The 17,198-nt window shown below is 69.6% G+C and carries 14 protein-coding genes; 11 read left to right on the forward strand and 3 right to left on the reverse strand.

Going from position 1 to position 17,198, the window contains the following annotated elements; all coding sequences use genetic code 11:
* The first annotated feature begins 150 nt into the window (after positions 1–150).
* From V1318_RS15565 to V1318_RS15580, 4 genes are read left to right on the forward strand one after another with little or no spacing between them, the layout of a single operon-like run.
* Positions 151–864: a DUF3348 domain-containing protein gene (locus V1318_RS15565; RefSeq protein WP_332940632.1), complete on the forward strand. Its 714-nt coding sequence runs from the start codon at positions 151–153 to the stop codon at positions 862–864.
* Positions 845–2,941, forward strand: coding sequence for a DUF802 domain-containing protein (locus V1318_RS15570; protein ID WP_332940633.1), 2,097 nt, complete (start codon positions 845–847; stop codon positions 2,939–2,941). The genes V1318_RS15565 and V1318_RS15570 overlap by 20 nt, the downstream gene beginning before the upstream one ends.
* On the forward strand, positions 2,938–3,600 hold the full coding sequence (locus tag V1318_RS15575; RefSeq protein WP_332940634.1) for an OmpA family protein: 663 nt from the start codon (positions 2,938–2,940) through the stop codon (positions 3,598–3,600). Before V1318_RS15570 ends, V1318_RS15575 begins: the two co-directional genes overlap by 4 nt.
* Positions 3,590–4,237 carry a DUF2894 domain-containing protein gene (locus V1318_RS15580; RefSeq protein ID WP_332940635.1) on the forward strand — a complete coding sequence of 216 codons (648 nt, stop codon included), beginning with the start codon at positions 3,590–3,592 and terminating at the stop codon, positions 4,235–4,237. The genes V1318_RS15575 and V1318_RS15580 overlap by 11 nt, the downstream gene beginning before the upstream one ends.
* A gap of 42 nt (positions 4,238–4,279) precedes the next feature.
* Here the strand turns inward: V1318_RS15580 and V1318_RS15585 are convergent, their stop codons facing one another.
* On the reverse strand, positions 4,280–7,144 hold the full coding sequence (locus tag V1318_RS15585; RefSeq protein ID WP_332940636.1) for a ThuA domain-containing protein: 2,865 nt from the start codon (positions 7,142–7,144) through the stop codon (positions 4,280–4,282).
* Positions 7,145–7,443: 299 nt separating this feature from the next.
* Here V1318_RS15585 and V1318_RS15590 point away from each other — a divergent pair, with 299 nt between their 5' ends.
* The 7 genes from V1318_RS15590 to V1318_RS15620 all read left to right on the forward strand — a co-directional run bounded on the left by V1318_RS15590 (position 7,444) and on the right by V1318_RS15620 (position 15,342).
* Positions 7,444–7,836: a BlaI/MecI/CopY family transcriptional regulator gene (locus V1318_RS15590; RefSeq protein WP_332940637.1), complete on the forward strand. Its 393-nt coding sequence runs from the start codon at positions 7,444–7,446 to the stop codon at positions 7,834–7,836.
* Positions 7,836–9,239, forward strand: a complete 1,404-nt coding sequence (locus V1318_RS15595) for a M56 family metallopeptidase (protein WP_332940638.1) — start codon at positions 7,836–7,838, stop codon at positions 9,237–9,239. The genes V1318_RS15590 and V1318_RS15595 overlap by 1 nt, the downstream gene beginning before the upstream one ends.
* Before the next feature lie 83 nt (positions 9,240–9,322).
* Positions 9,323–11,353, forward strand: coding sequence for a serine hydrolase domain-containing protein (locus tag V1318_RS15600; RefSeq protein ID WP_332940639.1), 2,031 nt, complete (start codon positions 9,323–9,325; stop codon positions 11,351–11,353).
* 410 nt (positions 11,354–11,763) lie between these two features.
* Entirely contained in the window at positions 11,764–12,549 is a 786-nt protein-coding gene (locus V1318_RS15605) for a thioredoxin family protein (RefSeq protein WP_332940640.1), read from the forward strand.
* Positions 12,550–12,568: 19 nt separating this feature from the next.
* Positions 12,569–13,222, forward strand: a complete 654-nt coding sequence (locus tag V1318_RS15610) for a hypothetical protein (RefSeq protein WP_332940641.1) — start codon at positions 12,569–12,571, stop codon at positions 13,220–13,222.
* 746 nt (positions 13,223–13,968) lie between these two features.
* The gene (locus V1318_RS15615) at positions 13,969–14,964 is read left to right on the forward strand and encodes a trypsin-like serine protease (protein WP_332940642.1); all 996 of its coding nucleotides are present in this window, start codon (positions 13,969–13,971) and stop codon (positions 14,962–14,964) included.
* A 99-nt stretch (positions 14,965–15,063) separates the two neighbouring features.
* A complete protein-coding gene (locus V1318_RS15620) occupies positions 15,064–15,342 on the forward strand; it encodes a hypothetical protein (RefSeq protein WP_332940643.1) in 279 nt (92 codons plus the stop codon).
* A 34-nt stretch (positions 15,343–15,376) separates the two neighbouring features.
* Here V1318_RS15620 and V1318_RS15625 read toward each other — a convergent pair whose 3' ends face one another.
* Together V1318_RS15625 and ald are read right to left on the reverse strand one after the other, a co-directional pair.
* Positions 15,377–15,889: a lipocalin-like domain-containing protein gene (locus V1318_RS15625; protein WP_332940644.1), complete on the reverse strand. Its 513-nt coding sequence runs from the start codon at positions 15,887–15,889 to the stop codon at positions 15,377–15,379.
* 188 nt (positions 15,890–16,077) lie between these two features.
* Positions 16,078–17,196: an alanine dehydrogenase gene (gene ald / locus V1318_RS15630; RefSeq protein WP_332940645.1), complete on the reverse strand. Its 1,119-nt coding sequence runs from the start codon at positions 17,194–17,196 to the stop codon at positions 16,078–16,080.
* Between the last annotated feature and the right edge of the window lie 2 nt (positions 17,197–17,198).

Here is a 17,198-nt window from a genome sequence, read left to right on the forward strand (position 1 = left end):
CGGATTGATGGGCGTGCGGATCGCAGAACGGCGCAGCTGAACGGCCGTTTAGGTTCGCGTCCCGCCGGCCCTGGGCATGGCCGCAGGGGTCGCCAGCGCCCTGCGCCCCTCCCCAGCCTGTAAACTGGTCGTTTTTTGGCCAGTCGTACTTTGGAAGCTCTACAACGGACGCCCGTCCGTGGCCCGACGTTCATTCGCCTGCTCGCTCGCCTCACGGACGTCGACGTACCCCCTCCCAGCGCTTCGCTGTCCGATCGCCTGAGCGATTGGATCGACTGGACCCGCGCCGTCGCGCTGTCACGGGTGCTGGACGGCGCCGCGCCGGCGGCGGGCCCGGGCGGACCGGCGTTCGATGGCGCGGAAGAAGCCGCCTACGCGGCCACGCGCGCGGCGCTGAGCGCCACCATCGCCGGCTGCCTCGAGCTGCCCGCGACCGGAACGCCGGAGGCCGAAGCCGAGTACGCGCCCTTCCGTCAGCACTACCTCGCCAGCCAGCGGGCCATGCTGACGGCCACGGGCCGCCTGCGCGGACGCCTGCGCGACATGCTGGCCGGCCGATCGGCGCCGCAGGCCCGGCTGGCCGACCTGGACGCGCTCATGGAAGTGGTGCTGAGCCCGCGCGAGCAAACGCTGCTGGCGGCGGTGCCCGACCTGCTCGGCGCGCATTTCGAACGTCTGCGCCTGGCCGCGCAGCCGGCCTGCGACGACGCGCTCCTGCGCTCCAACGCCTGGCTGGACGTATTTCGCAGGGACATGCAAGGCGTGCTGCTCGCCGAACTGGATGTCCGTTTTCTACCGTTGGAAGGCCTGCTCGCAGCGCTTCGCCCCCACCCCCAGGGACGTCATGTTCAGACATACGCTTGATCTCGTTGTGTTCTTACTCGGCCTGGCGGCGGTGTGCTGGATCGGCGCCGGCTATCTCGGATCGAACCCGCTCGGGCTGGCCGTCACCTTGCTGATCGCCGCCGGCTACATCGCCGGCGGACTGGAACTGCTGCGCTACCGGCAGGCCACGGCCACGCTGGAACGCGGCCTGGCCGCGCTGTCCGCGCCGCCTTCCAGCCTGGAAGACTGGCTCGCCCAGCTCGACCCGTCCCTGCGCAACGCGGTGCGCCAGCGCGTCGAAGGCCAGCGCCTGCCGCTGCCGGGACCGGCGCTCACGCCCTACCTGGTCGGCCTGCTGGTGCTGCTGGGCATGCTGGGCACCCTGCTGGGCATGATGGCGATGCTGCGCGGCACCGGCATGGCGTTGGAAACCGCGACCGACCTGCAGGCGATCCGCGATTCCCTGGCCGCGCCGGTGAAGGGTTTGGGCTTCGCCTTCGGCACCTCGATCGCGGGCGTGGCGACCTCGGCGATGCTGGGCCTGCTGTCGGCGCTGCGCCGGCGCGAGCGCCTGCGCGCGGTGCAGACGCTGGACGCGAAGATCGCGGGCAGCCTGCACGCTTACTCGCTCGCGCATCGCCGCGAGGAAAGCCTGCGCCTGCTGCAACGCCAGACCGATCTGATGCCGGCCTTGATCGACCGCCTGCAGACCATGATGGCGGCGATCGAACAACACAGCCTGGGCGCGAACGAGCGCCAGCTCGCCAATCAGGACGCCTTCCATCGCCAGACCCAGGCCGTCTTCGCGCAACTGGCCGCGTCGGTGGAGCGGTCCCTGCAGAAGAGCGTCTCCGACAGCGTGCGCGTGGCCAGCGAAGCCTTGCAGCCGGTCATGCAGGCGACGATGACGGCGATGGCGCAGGAGACCGCCGCGCTGCGCGACACCGTCGGCCTGGCCGTGGAACGGCAGTTGCAGGGTTGGTCGCAGGGCCTGGAAACCACCACCGCCAGCGTGGCGGACCTGTGGAGCCGCTCGCTGGCCCAGCAGCAGCAGTCCAACGAAAGCCTCAACCGCGATCTGCGCGAGGCCCTGGATCGGTTCGGCGCCGGCTTCGAACAGCGTTCGCTCAACCTGGTGGACGGCGTCGCCGCGCGTCTGGACACCACCGCCGGCCAGGTGGCGCAGGCCTGGGCGCAGGCGCTGGCGCAGCAGCAGGACGTCAATGCCGGCCTGGCCGAGCGCAACCAGGACGCGCTGACCGCGGCGGCCGCCGCGTTCGAACAGCACTCGGCCTCGTTGCTGCGCGCCGTGGACCAGTCGCATGGCGAACTGAAGACCGCGCTGGCCGCGCAGGACCAGCAACGCCTGCACGCCTGGACCGAATCGCTGAGCGCGATGAGCGCCGCGCTGCGCGAGGATTGGGCGCAGGCCGGCGCCGACAGCGCCGATCGCCAGCAAGGCATCTGCGACAGCCTCGCCCGCACCGCCGACGAGATCGGCGCGCGCACCCAGGCGCACGCCAGCGCCACCATCGCCGAGATTTCGCGACTGGTGGACACCGCCTCGGAGGCGCCCAAGGCCGCGGCCGAGGTCATCGGCGAGCTGCGCCATAACCTGTCCGAGAGCATGGCCCGCGACACCGCGGTGCTGGCGGAACGCACCCAGCTGATGGCGACCCTGGAAACCCTGCTGGCGGCGGTGAACCACGCCTCCACGCAGCAGCGCGCCGCCATCGACGCCCTGGTCGCGACCTCGGCGGACCTGCTGGATCGGGTCGGCAGCCGCTTCGCCGGCCACATCGAGGCCGAAACCGGCAAGCTCGACGCGGTCGCGCAGCAAGTCAGCGTGGGCGCGGTCGAAGTCGCCAGCCTGGGCGAGGCCTTCGGCGCGGCGGCGCGCGTGTTCGGCGACGCCAACGACAAGCTCGCCGATCGCCTGCAGGGCATCGAGGATGCGCTGGCCAAATCGATCGCGCGCAGCGACGAGCAACTGGCCTATTACGTCGCGCAGGCGCGCGAGGTGGTCGACCTGAGCCTGCTCGCGCAGAAGCAGATCGTCGAGGACCTGCAGCGCCTGTCTGGCGCGCGCGCGGCCGCGGCGGCCGAGGCGGCATGAGCGCGGACCTGCACGCCGAGGTCGACGGCGAGGCCGACGCCTCGGTCTCGGTCTGGGCCGCCTTCGGCGACCTGATGTCGGTGCTGCTGGGCGCGTTCGTGCTGATCCTGGTCGGCGTGATCGCAGTGCAGTTGCAGCTGGAGATCAAGCTCAAGCAGGAAATCGCGCAGCGCAAGATCGAGACCCAGCGCCGCCAGAGCCTGGAGCAGGCCCTGGCCGGCCCGCTGGCCGCGGGGCGGATCACCCTGATCGACGGACGCATCGGCATACGCGGCAGCGTGCTGTTCGCCCTGAACTCCGACCAGTTGCAGCCCGAAGGCAGGGAACTGCTCAAGAGCCTGGCGCGCCCGCTCGCGGGCTACCTGCGCGCGCGCGACGAAGTGCTGATGGTCAGCGGCTTCACCGACGACCGCCAGGTCAGCGACGGCAATCCGCAGTTCGCCGACAACTGGGAACTGTCGGCGCAGCGCGCGCTGACCGTGACCCGCGTGCTGATCGCCGAAGGCGTGCGCGCGGACTCGGTGTTCGCGGCCGCGTTCGGCGCCCAGCAGCCGGTGAGCCCCAACACCGACGAGGCCGGACGCGCCAGCAACCGCCGCGTGGAAATGGCGCCGGTGCCGCGCCTGAAGCGCACCGTCGTGCCGAGCCATGCGCGCTGAGCCGCCGCCCGATCACGCGATCCTCGACGCCTGGCGCGAACAGGGCGCCGATCGTCTGGACCCCTACGCCTTCCATTGCATGCAGGCCCTGCGCCGGCGCGCGGCCGAGCGCGACGGCGCCACCCGGCGCGCGCTGGAAGAAAAACTGACCGAGCGTATCCAGGCCTATGCCGAAGCGCTGGCACGCGGCGCGCATGTAACCGCAACACCCGCCCGCGATGCCTGCCGCGCCCGCGGCCCGCTGGGCGAACTGGCGGCCGAGCTTGGCGCGCGCTCCGCCCAGCGCGGCAAGGCAAGCGACGGCGCCGCGGCATCGTCCGCGCTGCCGGAACTGGGCATGCTCGAAGACTTCCGCAAGCTCTGGACCGAAGTGCGCAGCGACAGTCAGCTGCGGCGTTCGCTGCAGCCTTCGCCGCAAGGCACCGGCCCGCTCAACTCCAGCAGCCTGGTGCACCGCTCGCTGAAGCTGATGCGCGAACTGTCGCCGGGCTATCTGCAGCAGTTCCTGTCCTACCTCGACGCCCTGTCGTGGCTGGAGCAGATGAAGGACGGCGGCGTTCTGGCGGCGCAGGAGCCGGCGCCGCGCGAGCTCGGCAAGGTGCGTACGCGCGCCAAGCCGCGCAAGCGCCGCGAATAGATCGCGGCCCCTGCGCCGGCCGCCGCATCGGGGCGGGCGGACTCACCGCCGGCGCAGGTAGTCGGCCAGCTGCGCGATCTGCTCAGCGCTCAGGCCGGCGGCCTGCGGCCGCATCGCGCCCTGGCTCAAGGCCTGCACGATGCGCTCGCGCGGATGGCCGGCGATCACCTCGCGCGGCGGGATATTGCCCACCGCGTGGTCGTGGCAGAGCGCGCAACGCTGGCGGTAGATCGCGTCCGCGGCCAGGCCCGCCATGGCGCCGGATGGCACCGAGGGCGGCGCTTGCGTGGCGGGCGTGGATGGCAGCCGCGCCCGCGCAGCCTGACGACGGCCGCCCAAGCCGAAAGCCTGGATGCGGTCGGTGCCGACGAACACCTGCCCGCCGCCGAACGCGGGCTGGTTGTACTTGCCGCTGGTGTGCAGCTCACCGGGCGCGCTGCGCCACAGCAATTCCAGGCTCGCGGCATCCAGTGCGTACAGCACCGGCCGCGGCGCGTCGGCGCCGCTCAACCGGGCCGAGCGCGGCGCGTTCTCGTCCAGCACCCAGACGATGGCGTGCTCCGGTCCCAGGCTGGTGACCACCGGCGAGCCGGGATTGCCCATCACCAGCGAGCGCTGGCGCCGGTCTATCCTCAGGAACGGCGTCCGGCCCTCGCCTCGCACCACCTGCAAACGGACCAGGGAAGGCGGCACGCTGTCCGCCGAGCCGGGCGCGCGCTTGCTGTTGCCGGTGACGAACAGGTAGTCCACGCCGCGGCGGTCGCGGAAGGTCGCCGGCACCGAGCGCGAACGCGCCAGGTCCAGGGCCGCGTCCTGCTCCGAGTAGGGGCCGAACACGTTCAAAGGACCGCGCGTGCCGAACTGCGGCTGCGCCTGCGGCGGCAGCAAGGACCGGTCTTGCGACGCATCGTCGGAACAGGGCTGGCGCCGCTCCAGTCCACCGGGCATGCGCTCACGATCGAGCAGATAGACATTGCCCTGCTTGCCGCCCACCGCGAGCAGGCGCCGGGCATCGCCGCTCGCCGCATCCGGCAACAGCACCGCGCCCCCGGAGCCCAGATCGATGTCCATCTTCGCGCTGCGGCAATAATTGAACGGCGTGTAGGTGCCGCGCAGCACGAAACCTCCTGCGCCGGGCGGCGCCAGTTTCAGCACCGACTGGGTCCAATCGTGGTCGCTGTCCTGGTAGCCCTCGAAGCCGCTGCCGGTGACCACGTACACCTGGCCGTCGGCATCGACCGCGGGGCCGCCCGCGCCCCAGATGCCGCCGCTGCCGCGGTGCGGCATCGCCACCGCGGCGAAGGCGCTGCTGAGTTTGGCCTGGCGCGTGTCCACCGCCACCAGCCAGCCGGTCTCGGACTCGCCGAACACCACATACAGCTGCTCGCCGTCCGGCGACAGGTTCAGCGCGCCGCGCTGGACGCGGAAATCGAAACGCCGCTTCGGCGCCACGCGTTGCGGGCCCGCGTTGGCGTTCAAGGCATTGAAGCGCTCTTCGTCCAATCGCACCGGCCAGCCCGGCAGCACCGCACCGCTGCCGATATCCAGGGCATAGGCCTGCCAGCGCGATTTCGGATCGCAGTGGGTCGCGTACAAACGCCCGCGCTCGGCGTCGATCACCGGCGTGCTGAGGATGCCGGTGGCGACGCCGTCCAGCGGCGCTGGCTGCAGATGGCAGGGCGCGCCCAGGCGGGTGCGCCACAGAATGCGGCCGGCGGCGATGTCGCCGCGCCGCGCCGCGGCGATGGCGTAGACGTAGCCGGCATTGCTGGCGGCGAACACGACCGGGAAAGTTTCGCCGCGCAACGGCCCCTGGCTCAGGGTGAGGCTGGGCAGATACAGCGGCGAGGCGTACAGGCGCGCGGGCTGCCCGTCCGCGCCGTCCAGCGGCAGCGATTGCCAGACCTCGCCGAAGCCGGCCTCGTCGACGTTCTCCGGCCTCAGCACGGTTTCGTCCCGGCGCCAGCCCGAGCGCGCCGCGTCGACATGGAAGCTGACGCGCGCGGGACCGTTCGCCGCAACCGCCTTGATCGGCGGCGGCGGCCGCTCGACGGCGCGCAAGGCGGCGCCGCCCATTCCCTCGCGCGGGACGTCCAAGCCGGCCGACCACGTGATCGCGTTGAGCAACAGGCCGGCCAGCTGCGGCTGATCCAGTGCGCTCAGGTAATGCGCGCCGCTGAAGACGAAGCCGCGACCGCCGCCCTCGCGTTCGAAGGCCCAGGCCACGGTGGCGTCTTCGGCGCGATCCTCGAGCAGGTGGCGGCCCGCGCGGAACTGCGGATGCAGGCGGGTCTTGAGCACAGGCGTGCGCGTGCCGCCTCCCGCGGCGAAACGGAAGCTGGGATAGAACTCGTCGCGATAGGCGAACGCGGACACGCCGCGCGCCGGCGCTGCGTCCGCATCGGCCGGCGCCAGGCTCGCCCATTGCGTACTGCGATCGAACATGCCCTCGCGCACGCCGCCCAGCCAGCGCGGCAGCCCCAGGTCCTCGCCCACCGGCGCGGTCGAGGATTGATGCAACGCGACCAGACCGACGCCGCGCTGCATCAAGGCCTCGAAGCGATGGCGGCGTTGCGGATCGCGCAGCGGATGACGATCCAGGCCGTCGAAATACCAGACCACGGTGTCGGCCGCGTCCAGCGCACGCGGATCCTGCGGCCAACCGTCGGGATAAGCGACCACGCGCAAAGCCGCATGCGCCTTCGGCGTGGCCTCGATCAGGGCCTGCAGCTTGCGCACGCCCTGCGGATAGTCGTGCCGGCCCGGCCCTTCGCTGGCGGCGCCGCCGATGATGACCACGGTGCGCTGCGGCGGCGCACAGGCCGATAGCCAAACGCAGAGCAACAGCGCGCCTGCCTGCCGGCAAGCTCGCCAGCGCGCGGCGATGCGGAGCTTGCGAACGCTCATCGACGCCTCCCACGGCGGCACCGGGCCTGCACGCATGCTAGTCCCGCACGACGCGGCGAGGCGGCGCGCGCGCCTATGTTCAATCGACAGTTTTTGTTTGCACCGCAGGGCGGCGCATACGAACGCATCGATGCGACCTGTCGATGCGGCCTGGAGCAGGACCGCCACGGCGGTTCGCTTGCGATCGCGCGGCGAACGAACCGCGGACGGCCACGGCGACCACGACTAATTACATAGTTGACAACCCATGCCGGCGCCCATAGGCTGGCTTCAACTAAGGAATTAGTGGCAATCCGCGTATGGCCAGACCCCCCTCCCCGTCGGTGACCGAGGCAGAGCAGGCCATCCTGGAAGTCCTGTGGGAGCTGGGCGAAGCCTCCGTGCGCGAGGTCGCCGACCGCCTGGCGCAGCACAAGCCCGTCGCCTACACCACCGTGCTGACCATGCTCGGCATCCTGCACAAGAAGGACCTGGTGACGTTCCGGCAGGAGGGCCGCGCCTTCATCTATCGGCCGGCGTTGACCAAGGCGGAGGTCAGGCAGCGCGCGCTCAGCAATCTGATGACGCAGTTGTTCGACGGCTCGCCGGAAGCGCTGGCCTTGCATCTGATCGAAAACCACGACGTGGACCCGGGCAAGATCGAGGCCCTGCGCGACAAGATCCGGCGCGCCAAGGGCAAGGGGCAGGCGTGATGACGGACCTGGCGTTCCGGCTGCTGAACTACGCGCTCGAGCATGTGCTGCTCTGTCTGGTCGTCGTACCGCTGGCCTACGCCGCGATCCGGATACGGACGATCGCGCCGGAGAAACACGCCGCGCTGCTGCTGGCGGCGTTCGCGGTGGTGATCGTCGGCCCGGCGATTTCGCTGCCGCCGAAGCCAACGGCGCCGCTCGAGCGCGCGCTCGCCCAGGCCGCGGACGCGCGCGGCGCGGGCGGGCGATCGAGTGCCGATGCAGGATCGCTGCTCGCGCCTGCCGATCGCGCCGACCGGCATGGCGCGATGACGCTCGCGCCCGAGCCCGCCCTGCTGCTGCTCGCGCTGTGGCTGACCGGCGCGGGCTGGCGCCTGCTCCGTCTGGCGACGGCGCAGCGCGCCCTGCGCCGAATATTGGCCGCGTCGCAGCGCTCGCACGAACTCGAGGCGGCCTATCGCCAGCTGATTCCCGCAGGCGTCGAAATCCATGTATCGCCGTCGTTCGGGCCCGCCGCCATCGGGATCGCGCGGCCCAGGATCGTCCTGCCCCAGGCGATGGCGAATTCGCTGCCCGCGGCTTCGCTGCGTGCGGTCGTGCTGCACGAGGCCAGCCATATCCGGCGCAAGGATCTGCCGGTCCTGCTGAGCCAGCGGTTGATCGAAGCGCTGTTCTGGTGGAACCCCCTGCTGCGCTCGCTGGCCGCCGCCTGCGACAGCGCGCGCGAAATCGCCTGCGACCTGGGCGCCTCGCGCGCCTACGGCTCGTCGGCCGACTATGCGGAGGCGCTGCTGGTGTCGATCGAGCGCCTGGCGCCCGCCGCGCATCGCGCAGCGCCGGCCTTATGCGCCACCGCGGCGCTGAGCACGCTGGACCAGCGCATCGACGCCATCATCGAAGGGCCGCGTTCGCCCGGATGGACGGCCAGGGCGACGCTGCTGGGCGTTGGCGCGATGCTCGCGGCGCTGTGGATCGCCACGGATGCGGTGGCACCGCGCATCGCCTTGCGGCATCCCGTCGCGAGCGCCTCACAGGCAGGCACCGGCGCGACGCCAACGCCCGCGCTGGCAGCGAGTTCGAAGCAGGCCGTAGACGCGCCGGCGCCGCCGCCTTCGCAGCAGGAACAGGAAGCCTTGCTTGCCCTGCACGACGATTACTCCCGGTTCCTGTACGACATGCACGACCGCTACTCGCAAACCCTGTATCAGCTGACCGACGCGCACACCCGGGACCTTTCCGCGCTAGCGGACGCGCCGGACGGGGACGATAGCGATCGGCGGCTGGCGCGGCTGAACCAGGACTACGAGCGCATGCGCGCCGACGCCGAGTCCCGCTTCCGCACCGCGACGGCGCTGGCGCAGACGAAGTTCCTCCATGCACGCAAAGCGCTGGGCCATCCGTAAGCGATAGCCCGGCCGCGGCAACGAACACGCGGGCGCAGACCGTGCCCGCAGCGCATCAACCCTCCAAGCTCAGGGGTTCAAGCATGAAGCGTAGTCATTGGTGGCCCCTGGCCGCCCTGGGATTGCTGTTGCCGTACGCAGCCGATACGGCCGCGTTCGATCGCGCCGCGGCGCCACCGCGGGCCGAAGTGCTGCAGGAAGACGCCTGGCGACGGACCGTCTCGGGCGTGCGCCACATCGTTCCGGCCGGATGGAGCGCGAGCGCCGACGGCCCGGCCGTCGTCATGAAAACGCCGAGCGACGACGCCGCGATCGCGATCGTGGACGTCGCGGCCCAGACCGCCGATCAAGCGGTCGCGCTGGCTTGGCAACGGTATCGCCCCGGCTTCGAGCCGCAGCTGCGCGACGCCGCGGACCGGCCTTCGCGCAACGGTTGGGCGCTGGTGCGCAGCTACAACTACACGCACGCCGGCGAGCCGGCGCGGGTCCTGCGCGCGCAGGTGCTGCACGAAGGCGATACCTGGATCGTGGCGATCATGGACCTGCCCGCGCAGGCGATGGACCGGCGCGAACCCCAGCTCACGCGCGTGCTGTCCAGCCTGCGCGCCAAGACCTATGTGCCCGAAACGCTGGCGGGAAAGAAAGCCAACGAGCTGGACGCGCACCGGATCGCGGCGCTGCTGCGGTTCCTCGACGAAGCGCGCACCGGCCTCGGTATACCCGGGGTGGCCCTGGGCGTCGTGCAGAACGGCCAGATCAAATACTCCGGCGGCCTCGGCATCCGCAGGCTGGGCAGCCAGGAGAAGGTTGATGCATCCACCCGCTTCCTGACCGCCTCCGTCACCAAGCCCATGACCTCGCTGATGCTGGCCAAGCTGGTCGACATGGGCAAACTGGATTGGGACGATCCCGCCGAACGCCTGTTGCCGGCCTTCAAGCTCGGCGACGCGGAACGGGCGAAGTCGATCCGGGTCCGGCATCTGCTGTGCGCCTGCACGGGCATTCCCGCGCAGGACATGGAATGGATACTCTCGGGCGACGAGATGGGCCCGGAGGACGTGCTCGGCGTGCTGGGCGGCATCGAACCCACCGCCGCCATCGGCGAGCTGTATCAGTACTCCAACCTGATGGCGGTCGCGGGCGGTTATCTCGGCGGCCATGTGGCCCACCGCGACCTGCCCTTGGGCGCGGCCTACGACCGCACGATGCAGGAGCTGGTGTTCGATCCGCTGGGCATGGGCTCGACCACCTTCGATTTCGCGGTTGCGCAAGCCGGCAATCATGCCGCCCCGCACGGCACCACCATCGACGGCGACATCGCGGTGTCGTCGATGGGCTACAACCTGGCCTCGATCCCGATGCGTCCGGACGGCGGCGCCTGGAGCAACATCCGCGACATGAGCCGCTACCTGCAGATGGAACTGTCGTCCGGACAGCTTCCGCGGGGCGGCCGCTACATCGGCGCGCAGGCGTTGCGGGAACGCTGGAAGGCGCAGGTGGCGCGCGGCGGCGTGGACCAGTGGTACGGCATGGGCCTGAAGACCGACCGCCGGTTGGGCGTGCTGCAGGTGATGCACGGCGGCAGCATGGCCGGCTATCAGGCCGAGATCTACTGGCTGCCGGAGAGCGATGCCGGCTACGTCCTGCTGATGAACGCCGATGCGGGGGCGCAGTTGCGCAGCGTCTTTTCCGATCGCTTCCTGGAGATCCTGTTCGATACCGACCGCCGCGCCGCCGCGACCTTGAAGGCCTTGCCGGAGCGTTTGAAGCGCGAGCGCGAAGCGCATCGCGCCGAGCTGCAGGTACCGCCGAGCGCGACCGTGCTGGCGACGCTGGCGCCCGTCTATTCGCACCCGACGCTGGGCACGATCCGCATCGTCAGGGAGGGGCCCAGGACCTGGTTCGATTTCGGCGGCTGGCGCAGCGAGATGGCCTTGGATACCTCCGACGCGGACACCGTGTTCGAAACGATCTCGCCCAGCGTCGCGGGCTTCCGTTTCAGTCCGACGGCGGCCGACGGCCAGCGCGCGCTGGTCCTGAACGATGGCCAGAGGACCTACCGCTTCCTCGAAGGCGACCGCACTTCCTCGCGCAGCGGCGGGAACGCGGAGTAAGGGGCCTTACGCCACAGATCCGCGGCCCCGCGTCGATAGGCGAGCGGCCCGCCGGCGCCTGCGCCCAGGCCAGCGACGGGCCGAAACCAGGCTATTTCCGGCCTTCGCATTCGCGACAATCCTGTTACTCCCGGCCGCGCCGATAGCTGAGTACATTGCTTCCACGGCGCCGCCGCTGGCGCCATCGGGATCAGGATCATGGGCCGAACCGTCGGCACGGCCGACTGAGCATCGGCGGACGTCGCCGGACGACGCCCTGTTCGGCCCGCCCGAGCGCCGAGTCCATACCGCGCCCCGCAAGCGCTCCGCCCTCCCTCCGGCCTGCGGACCGGAGACGGGCGAGCCTTGCCCGCCCGCCGCCGATCCCGCGTCCGCACACCACCACCGACCATCGGGTCGAGGAGCACCGCATGAACGCCGCACTTGCCGAAACCCATCTCGTCGATCATCCCGTCGTAACCAGAGAACATTGGCTGGCCGCGCGCAAGACGCTGCTGGCGCACGAGAAGGAGCTCACCCGCCTGCAGGACCGGATCGCGCGCGAACGCCGCGCATTGCCATGGGTGCGCGTGGAAAAGGAGTATCTGTTCGATACCGCCGAAGGCCCGCGCCGGCTCGTCGACTTGTTCGAGGGCCGCCGCCAGTTGCTGGTGCAGCACTTCATGTTCGCGCCGGGCTGGGAGCAGGGCTGCAAAAGTTGCTCCTACATGGCCGACCACAACGACGGCGCCAACCTCCATCTCGCCCAGCGCGACGTGACCCTACTGGTCGTATCGCGTGCGCCGCTGTCCGATATCCAGCGCTTTCGCGAACGCATGGGTTGGCGCTTCAAGTGGGTGTCCTCGTACGCGACCGACTTCAACCGCGACTTCGGCGTCAATTTCACCGCCGACGAGGTCGCCAACGGCCAAGCCGATTACAACTATACGATCCAACGCTTCCCGCACGAGGAAGCGCCCGGAATCAGCGTGTTCTATCGCGACGATGCCGGCCAGGTCTTCCACACCTATTCGCGCTACGGCCGTGGCGTGGAAATCATGATGCATACCTACGCCTTGCTGGAGCTCACGCCCAAGGGCCGCGACGAAGACGGCTTGGACTATCCGATGGCCTGGGTGCGCCATCACGACCGCTACGCGTCGGAGGCGCCGGCGAAGGCACCGGCGGCCGCCGCCTGTTGCGCGTCGCAGTCCTGACCGGCCGCGGGCGCGCGTCGTGAGCGACCTGTGGCCATGGTTGGCGGTCGCCGGGCTGGGCACGCTGCACGGCCTGAGCCCGACCAGCGGCTGGATGTTCGCGGCCGCCTGGGGCCTGGGCTCGCACGACCGCTCGCGGGTGCGGCTTGCGCTGCTGCCCATCGCGATCGGACACAGCGCCTCGGTGGCGATCGTGGTGCTCGCGGTTGCGCAAGGCACGCTCGTCGACCGCGGCCGGGTGCAGGCGCTTGCGGGCGCCCTGCTCATCGCCGTGGCGTGCTACCGCTGGCTGCGCGGCCCCGCGTCCGATGCGCACCGGCGCGGCGTCGCCGGCCTTCGCGCGCCCGCGCATGCCGGTCACGCCGGCATCGCGCTGTGGTCCTGCCTGATGGCCACCGTGCATGGCGCCGGGCTGATGCTGGTTCCGGCGCTGGCGCCGCTGTGCATGTCGGACACGCCGGCGCGCGAGATCACGGCGTCCGGTTCGTTGGCCCTGGCCCTGGCCGCGGTCGCGCTGCACCTGGCCGCCATGCTGGTCACCACCGGCGCCATCGCCGCCGGCGTGTGCCGCAGCGTCGCCAAGTTCCCGACCCTGCTGAGCGCGGGCGCGCGGCGTTCGCTCTGGACCGTCGCCTTGGCCGCTGCAGGCCTGCTGTTGATGACACTGCGCTAGCGCGGGCGCCGTAGCGATGTCGTGCGCGGGCAGGTTGCGTTTCTCCGCGGCTTAACAAGTTTTGTCGGGTCTTCCGACATGAAGACCATGACAGTCGACCTTCAAAGAAATTAAAAGTATTCGCGCCGATCGGACGCAGCGGCGCATCGTTAGCGCGGCCTACACGACGCCAAGCGAACCACTGCGCTGCACGTTTGAGCATTTGTGAGAGGCATCACGACGGAAACATCCTTTTGAGCGTAATTATTCGCGCCGGAAACGGAGTTTCTCTTCGCTACTTGGGCAAGGCCGGCAGACGGGTTATCGATCAGCCTTCCCTGCGGACATGGAGGTCGCTATGCGCATCAACGCAAGCGCGTGCCCGATATTCTCTGCGGCCAACCGTCTTTCGGCCGTACCTGCCCTTTACGAGTTCAGGCCTCCTCCGCGGCGCGCCGCGCCTGCGCATCCCTGATCGCAGCGAGCGCGGCTGAGCCTTCGGCATCAGCGGCGAAAAACGCGGCATCGCGCATGCCGCGAAGGCCGTGTGCGCAATGACATTCGGATCCGAACATGCAAACAGCGGAGCGTCGTGAGACGCGCTGCGAGCGCGGCCAGGGATGGCCGCGTCGGCGAAACGGGCGCCCCCTGCCCGTCTCGTCGGAGCCGGTCCGCCCCCTGTACGGACTGCTCCAGGTCGAGAGAATGCAGGATGCGCTTTCTCGACTGCCCGCTAAAGGACTACCCCACCAACAACGGAGCTTGTTATGAAAACGCTAGTCGCGCTGAGTTTGGTGCTGTTGATTTCGGTCCCGGCGATGGAGACGGCGCAAGCCAAGGAGCCTTCATTCCGGAAGTTGAACGAGAAAGCCAGGTTCATCCATGGCGACAACCTGGTGACGCGCGCGTTGCCGGAGATGGGCATCGCCACCGACGCCCGCCTGCAGACGCCGCGACAGAAGGCGGCCGGATTGAGCACCGTCATGGTCACTCGCAACGGCGACCAGTACGAGTCCACGATGGATCCGGAAGACGTCGCCATCTTCGAGCAGGCCATCAGCGACCTGGAAATGATCGGCCGCACCTCCACCACGATGACCACTCCGCCCAAGCTTCCGCTGCGCTTCGGCAGCGCCCTGGTCGGCCCCACCGTCGTCATCGGCCCGGACAACCGGGTGCAGGTGACCAACACCGTGGCTTCGCCGTACTGGCACATCGGCCGCATTGCGATAGGCTGCACCGGCACCCTGATCACCCCGAAGCACGTGCTCACCGCGGGACACTGCGTGTCCAACGGTTCCGGCACCTGGTACTCCAGCCTGAACTTCACCACCGCCCAGAACGGCAGTTACCAGCCCTGGGGCACGACCAGTTGGGCCCGCGCCGTCACCACGACGGCATGGCACAACAGCGCCGACAGCAACTACGACTACGCGCTGATCGTACTCAGCTCGGCGCCGCACGGCGGCAATTCCGGCTGGGGCGTCTATTCCGGCGGCACGCATACCATCAGCGGCTATCCGGGCGATAAGCCCCTCGGCACGATGTGGACCCACTCCGGAACGGTGTCGACCAGCGGTTCTTACCGCCTTTGCTACACCATCGACACCTTCGGCGGAAACAGCGGCAGCGGCATCGCCAGCGACGGCGGCGTCAACGTCCGCGGTATCCACACCACCGGCTCGCCCACCCAGAACTGCGGCACCCGGCTGACCAGTACCGTCTACAACACGCTGCAGAACTGGATCGCCACGTACCCCTGACGGTCCAGCGAGTATTGAGCTACTGCAACAGCTGCGTGGCGCGCCGCGACATGGCGCGCCACGCTCTTGGCCCCATCGTCCAAACCCAAGGCGGCGAGCATGAGAATCGCATTCATCCTGGCACTGATGCTGTCGGCCAGCTGCAATCCCGGCAACAAACAAGCCGAGGCGGATCACGAGCCCTTGGAGAGCGCCCTGATCGTAGGCAGCGCCGAATCCCCGGACCCCGTGCTGGCCAGGGTGATGGCACTGGAGAAGAGCGGAGTGGTGAAGGATGTCGTCGTCCAGGAATCCTTTCCCGTGCAGATCCGCCTGCGTGCGCCCAGGAAGGTGATCGAAGAGCTCAAGCGGATGCCGAGAACCGGCGAACTGCGTTAGGCGGCCATGGTCGCATCGATCCTGCCGAAGTGGCCTAACGCACCCGCTTCAGCTGCCGCAAGAAATGCACGCCATCGCTATCGCCTTCGATGGTGAGCACATCTCCCTCGACCCGAAAAGGTCGCGGCTGGTCGGTTCCGGTATAGCTGGGCATCAGGCTGCCCTCCACCCGATGCACGACAACGCCTTTCTTGGCGTCGACCTCGTACGTGCCGAAGTAGGCGACGAAGCCGTCGTAGGCGGCGCGCACTTCCGCGTCGCTGCCCTTGGCGTCGTCGCCCGAGGCGAACGGCGGCACCGCGGGCGTGCGCATGATCTGCACGCTCAGATGGCCGGTGGCGTCGTAGACGATGTAGCCCTTGGGATGCTCACCGTAGGGATGGACGAGCTTGCCGGACTTGATGTCGGTATCGGTGATGCGCTCGACGCGCCAGGTACCCACCAGCGATGCGGGCTTGTCGGCCGCGCGCGACGGCAGGCTGATCGCTAGCGCCAGCAGCGCGGAAAGAACGGCGCAGGCGGCGGGGAAGACACGTGCGATGTTCATGCGGGTACCGCGTGGTGGTGTTGGGCCCTACACCTTATCAGCGCCCTGGCACCCGCTCCTGGAACACTGTGAGCGATGGATCGGAACGAAGCTGCCGGTGCTCGTCCCTGACAGCGAGGACGGTGCGTCCTACGCGAGACGGGGCGGCGCAACACCGCCGCCCCTTTCGTGGATCCGACTTCCGTCGCTTACAGACCGATCGCGGTTTCCGCGGTCACGTAAGGCAGGTTGTGGGCCAGGGCGACCGGTTCGCAGGTCACGTGGCCTTCGGACACGTTGAGGCCGTTACGCAGATGGACGTCGCGCGTCAGCGCTTCCTTCCAGCCGTGGTTGGCCAGCGCCAGGGTGAACGGCAGGGTCACGCTGTTGAGCGCGAAGGTCGAGGTGCGGGCGACCGCGCCGGGCATGTTGGCCACGCAGTAGTGCACGACGCCGTCGACCACGTAGGTGGGCGCGGCATGGGTGGTGGCGTGCGAGGTTTCGACGCAACCGCCCTGGTCGATGGCCACGTCGACGATGACCGAGCCCGGCTTCATGGTGCGGACCATATCGTGCGTGACCAGCTTGGGCGCGGCGGCGCCCGGCACCAGCACGGTACCGATCAGCAGGTCGGCGCGGCGCACCAGCTCTTCGATGGCCGAACGGGTCGAGAACACGGTCGAGATGGACGTGCCGAACTGGGTGGCCAGACGCTTGAGCGCATCGGCGGAACGATCCACCACGGTGACCTGGGCGCCCATGCCGACGGCGATCGTCGCCGCATGCGTACCGGACACGCCGCCGCCGAGGATGACCACTTCGGCCGCCGGCACGCCAGGCACGCCGCCCAACAGCACGCCGCGGCCGCCCTGCGCCTTCTCCAGCGCGTGCGCGCCGACCTGCGGCGCCAGGCGACCGGCGACTTCCGACATCGGAGTCAGCAGCGGCAGCGAACCGTTGGCGGCGGTCACGGTCTCGTACGCGATGCAGATCGCGCCGGAGGCGATCAGGTCGTTGGTCTGCGCGGCATCGGGCGCCAGGTGCAGATAGGTGAACAGGATCTGGCCCGGGCGCAGCTTGGCGCGCTCCTCGGCCAGCGGTTCCTTCACCTTCACGATCATTTCGGCGTCGGCGAAGATCTGGTCGGCACCGTCCACGATCACGGCGCCCGCGGCGACGTAGTCGGCATCGGCCAGCCCGGCGCCCAGACCGGCGCCCGCCTGCACCATCACCTGGTGGCCGTGGTGCACCAACTCCTGCACGGACGAGGGAACGAGACCTACGCGGTACTCGTGGTTCTTGATTTCCTTCGGGACACCAATGCGCATGG

Source organism: Lysobacter sp. CCNWLW3, assembly GCF_036697405.1.
In the GTDB taxonomy this organism is placed as follows: Bacteria; Pseudomonadota; Gammaproteobacteria; order Xanthomonadales; family Xanthomonadaceae; genus Lysobacter.

What these genes read in the sequence shown, in the direction of transcription:
- V1318_RS15580 (WP_332940635.1), top strand. Translation starts at nt 3,590, where the DNA reads ATGCGCGCTGAGCCGCCGCCCGATCACGCGATCCTCGACGCCTGGCGC.
- V1318_RS15590 (WP_332940637.1), top strand. Translation starts at nt 7,444, where the DNA reads ATGGCCAGACCCCCCTCCCCGTCGGTGACCGAGGCAGAGCAGGCCATC.
- V1318_RS15600 (WP_332940639.1), top strand. Translation starts at nt 9,323, where the DNA reads ATGAAGCGTAGTCATTGGTGGCCCCTGGCCGCCCTGGGATTGCTGTTG.
- V1318_RS15615 (WP_332940642.1), top strand. Translation starts at nt 13,969, where the DNA reads ATGAAAACGCTAGTCGCGCTGAGTTTGGTGCTGTTGATTTCGGTCCCG.
- V1318_RS15585 (WP_332940636.1), bottom strand. Translation starts at nt 7,144, where the DNA reads ATGAGCGTTCGCAAGCTCCGCATCGCCGCGCGCTGGCGAGCTTGCCGG.
- V1318_RS15570 (WP_332940633.1), top strand. Translation starts at nt 845, where the DNA reads ATGTTCAGACATACGCTTGATCTCGTTGTGTTCTTACTCGGCCTGGCG.
- ald (WP_332940645.1), bottom strand. Translation starts at nt 17,196, where the DNA reads ATGCGCATTGGTGTCCCGAAGGAAATCAAGAACCACGAGTACCGCGTA.
- V1318_RS15575 (WP_332940634.1), top strand. Translation starts at nt 2,938, where the DNA reads ATGAGCGCGGACCTGCACGCCGAGGTCGACGGCGAGGCCGACGCCTCG.
- V1318_RS15595 (WP_332940638.1), top strand. Translation starts at nt 7,836, where the DNA reads ATGACGGACCTGGCGTTCCGGCTGCTGAACTACGCGCTCGAGCATGTG.
- V1318_RS15605 (WP_332940640.1), top strand. Translation starts at nt 11,764, where the DNA reads ATGAACGCCGCACTTGCCGAAACCCATCTCGTCGATCATCCCGTCGTA.
- V1318_RS15620 (WP_332940643.1), top strand. Translation starts at nt 15,064, where the DNA reads ATGAGAATCGCATTCATCCTGGCACTGATGCTGTCGGCCAGCTGCAAT.
- V1318_RS15625 (WP_332940644.1), bottom strand. Translation starts at nt 15,889, where the DNA reads ATGAACATCGCACGTGTCTTCCCCGCCGCCTGCGCCGTTCTTTCCGCG.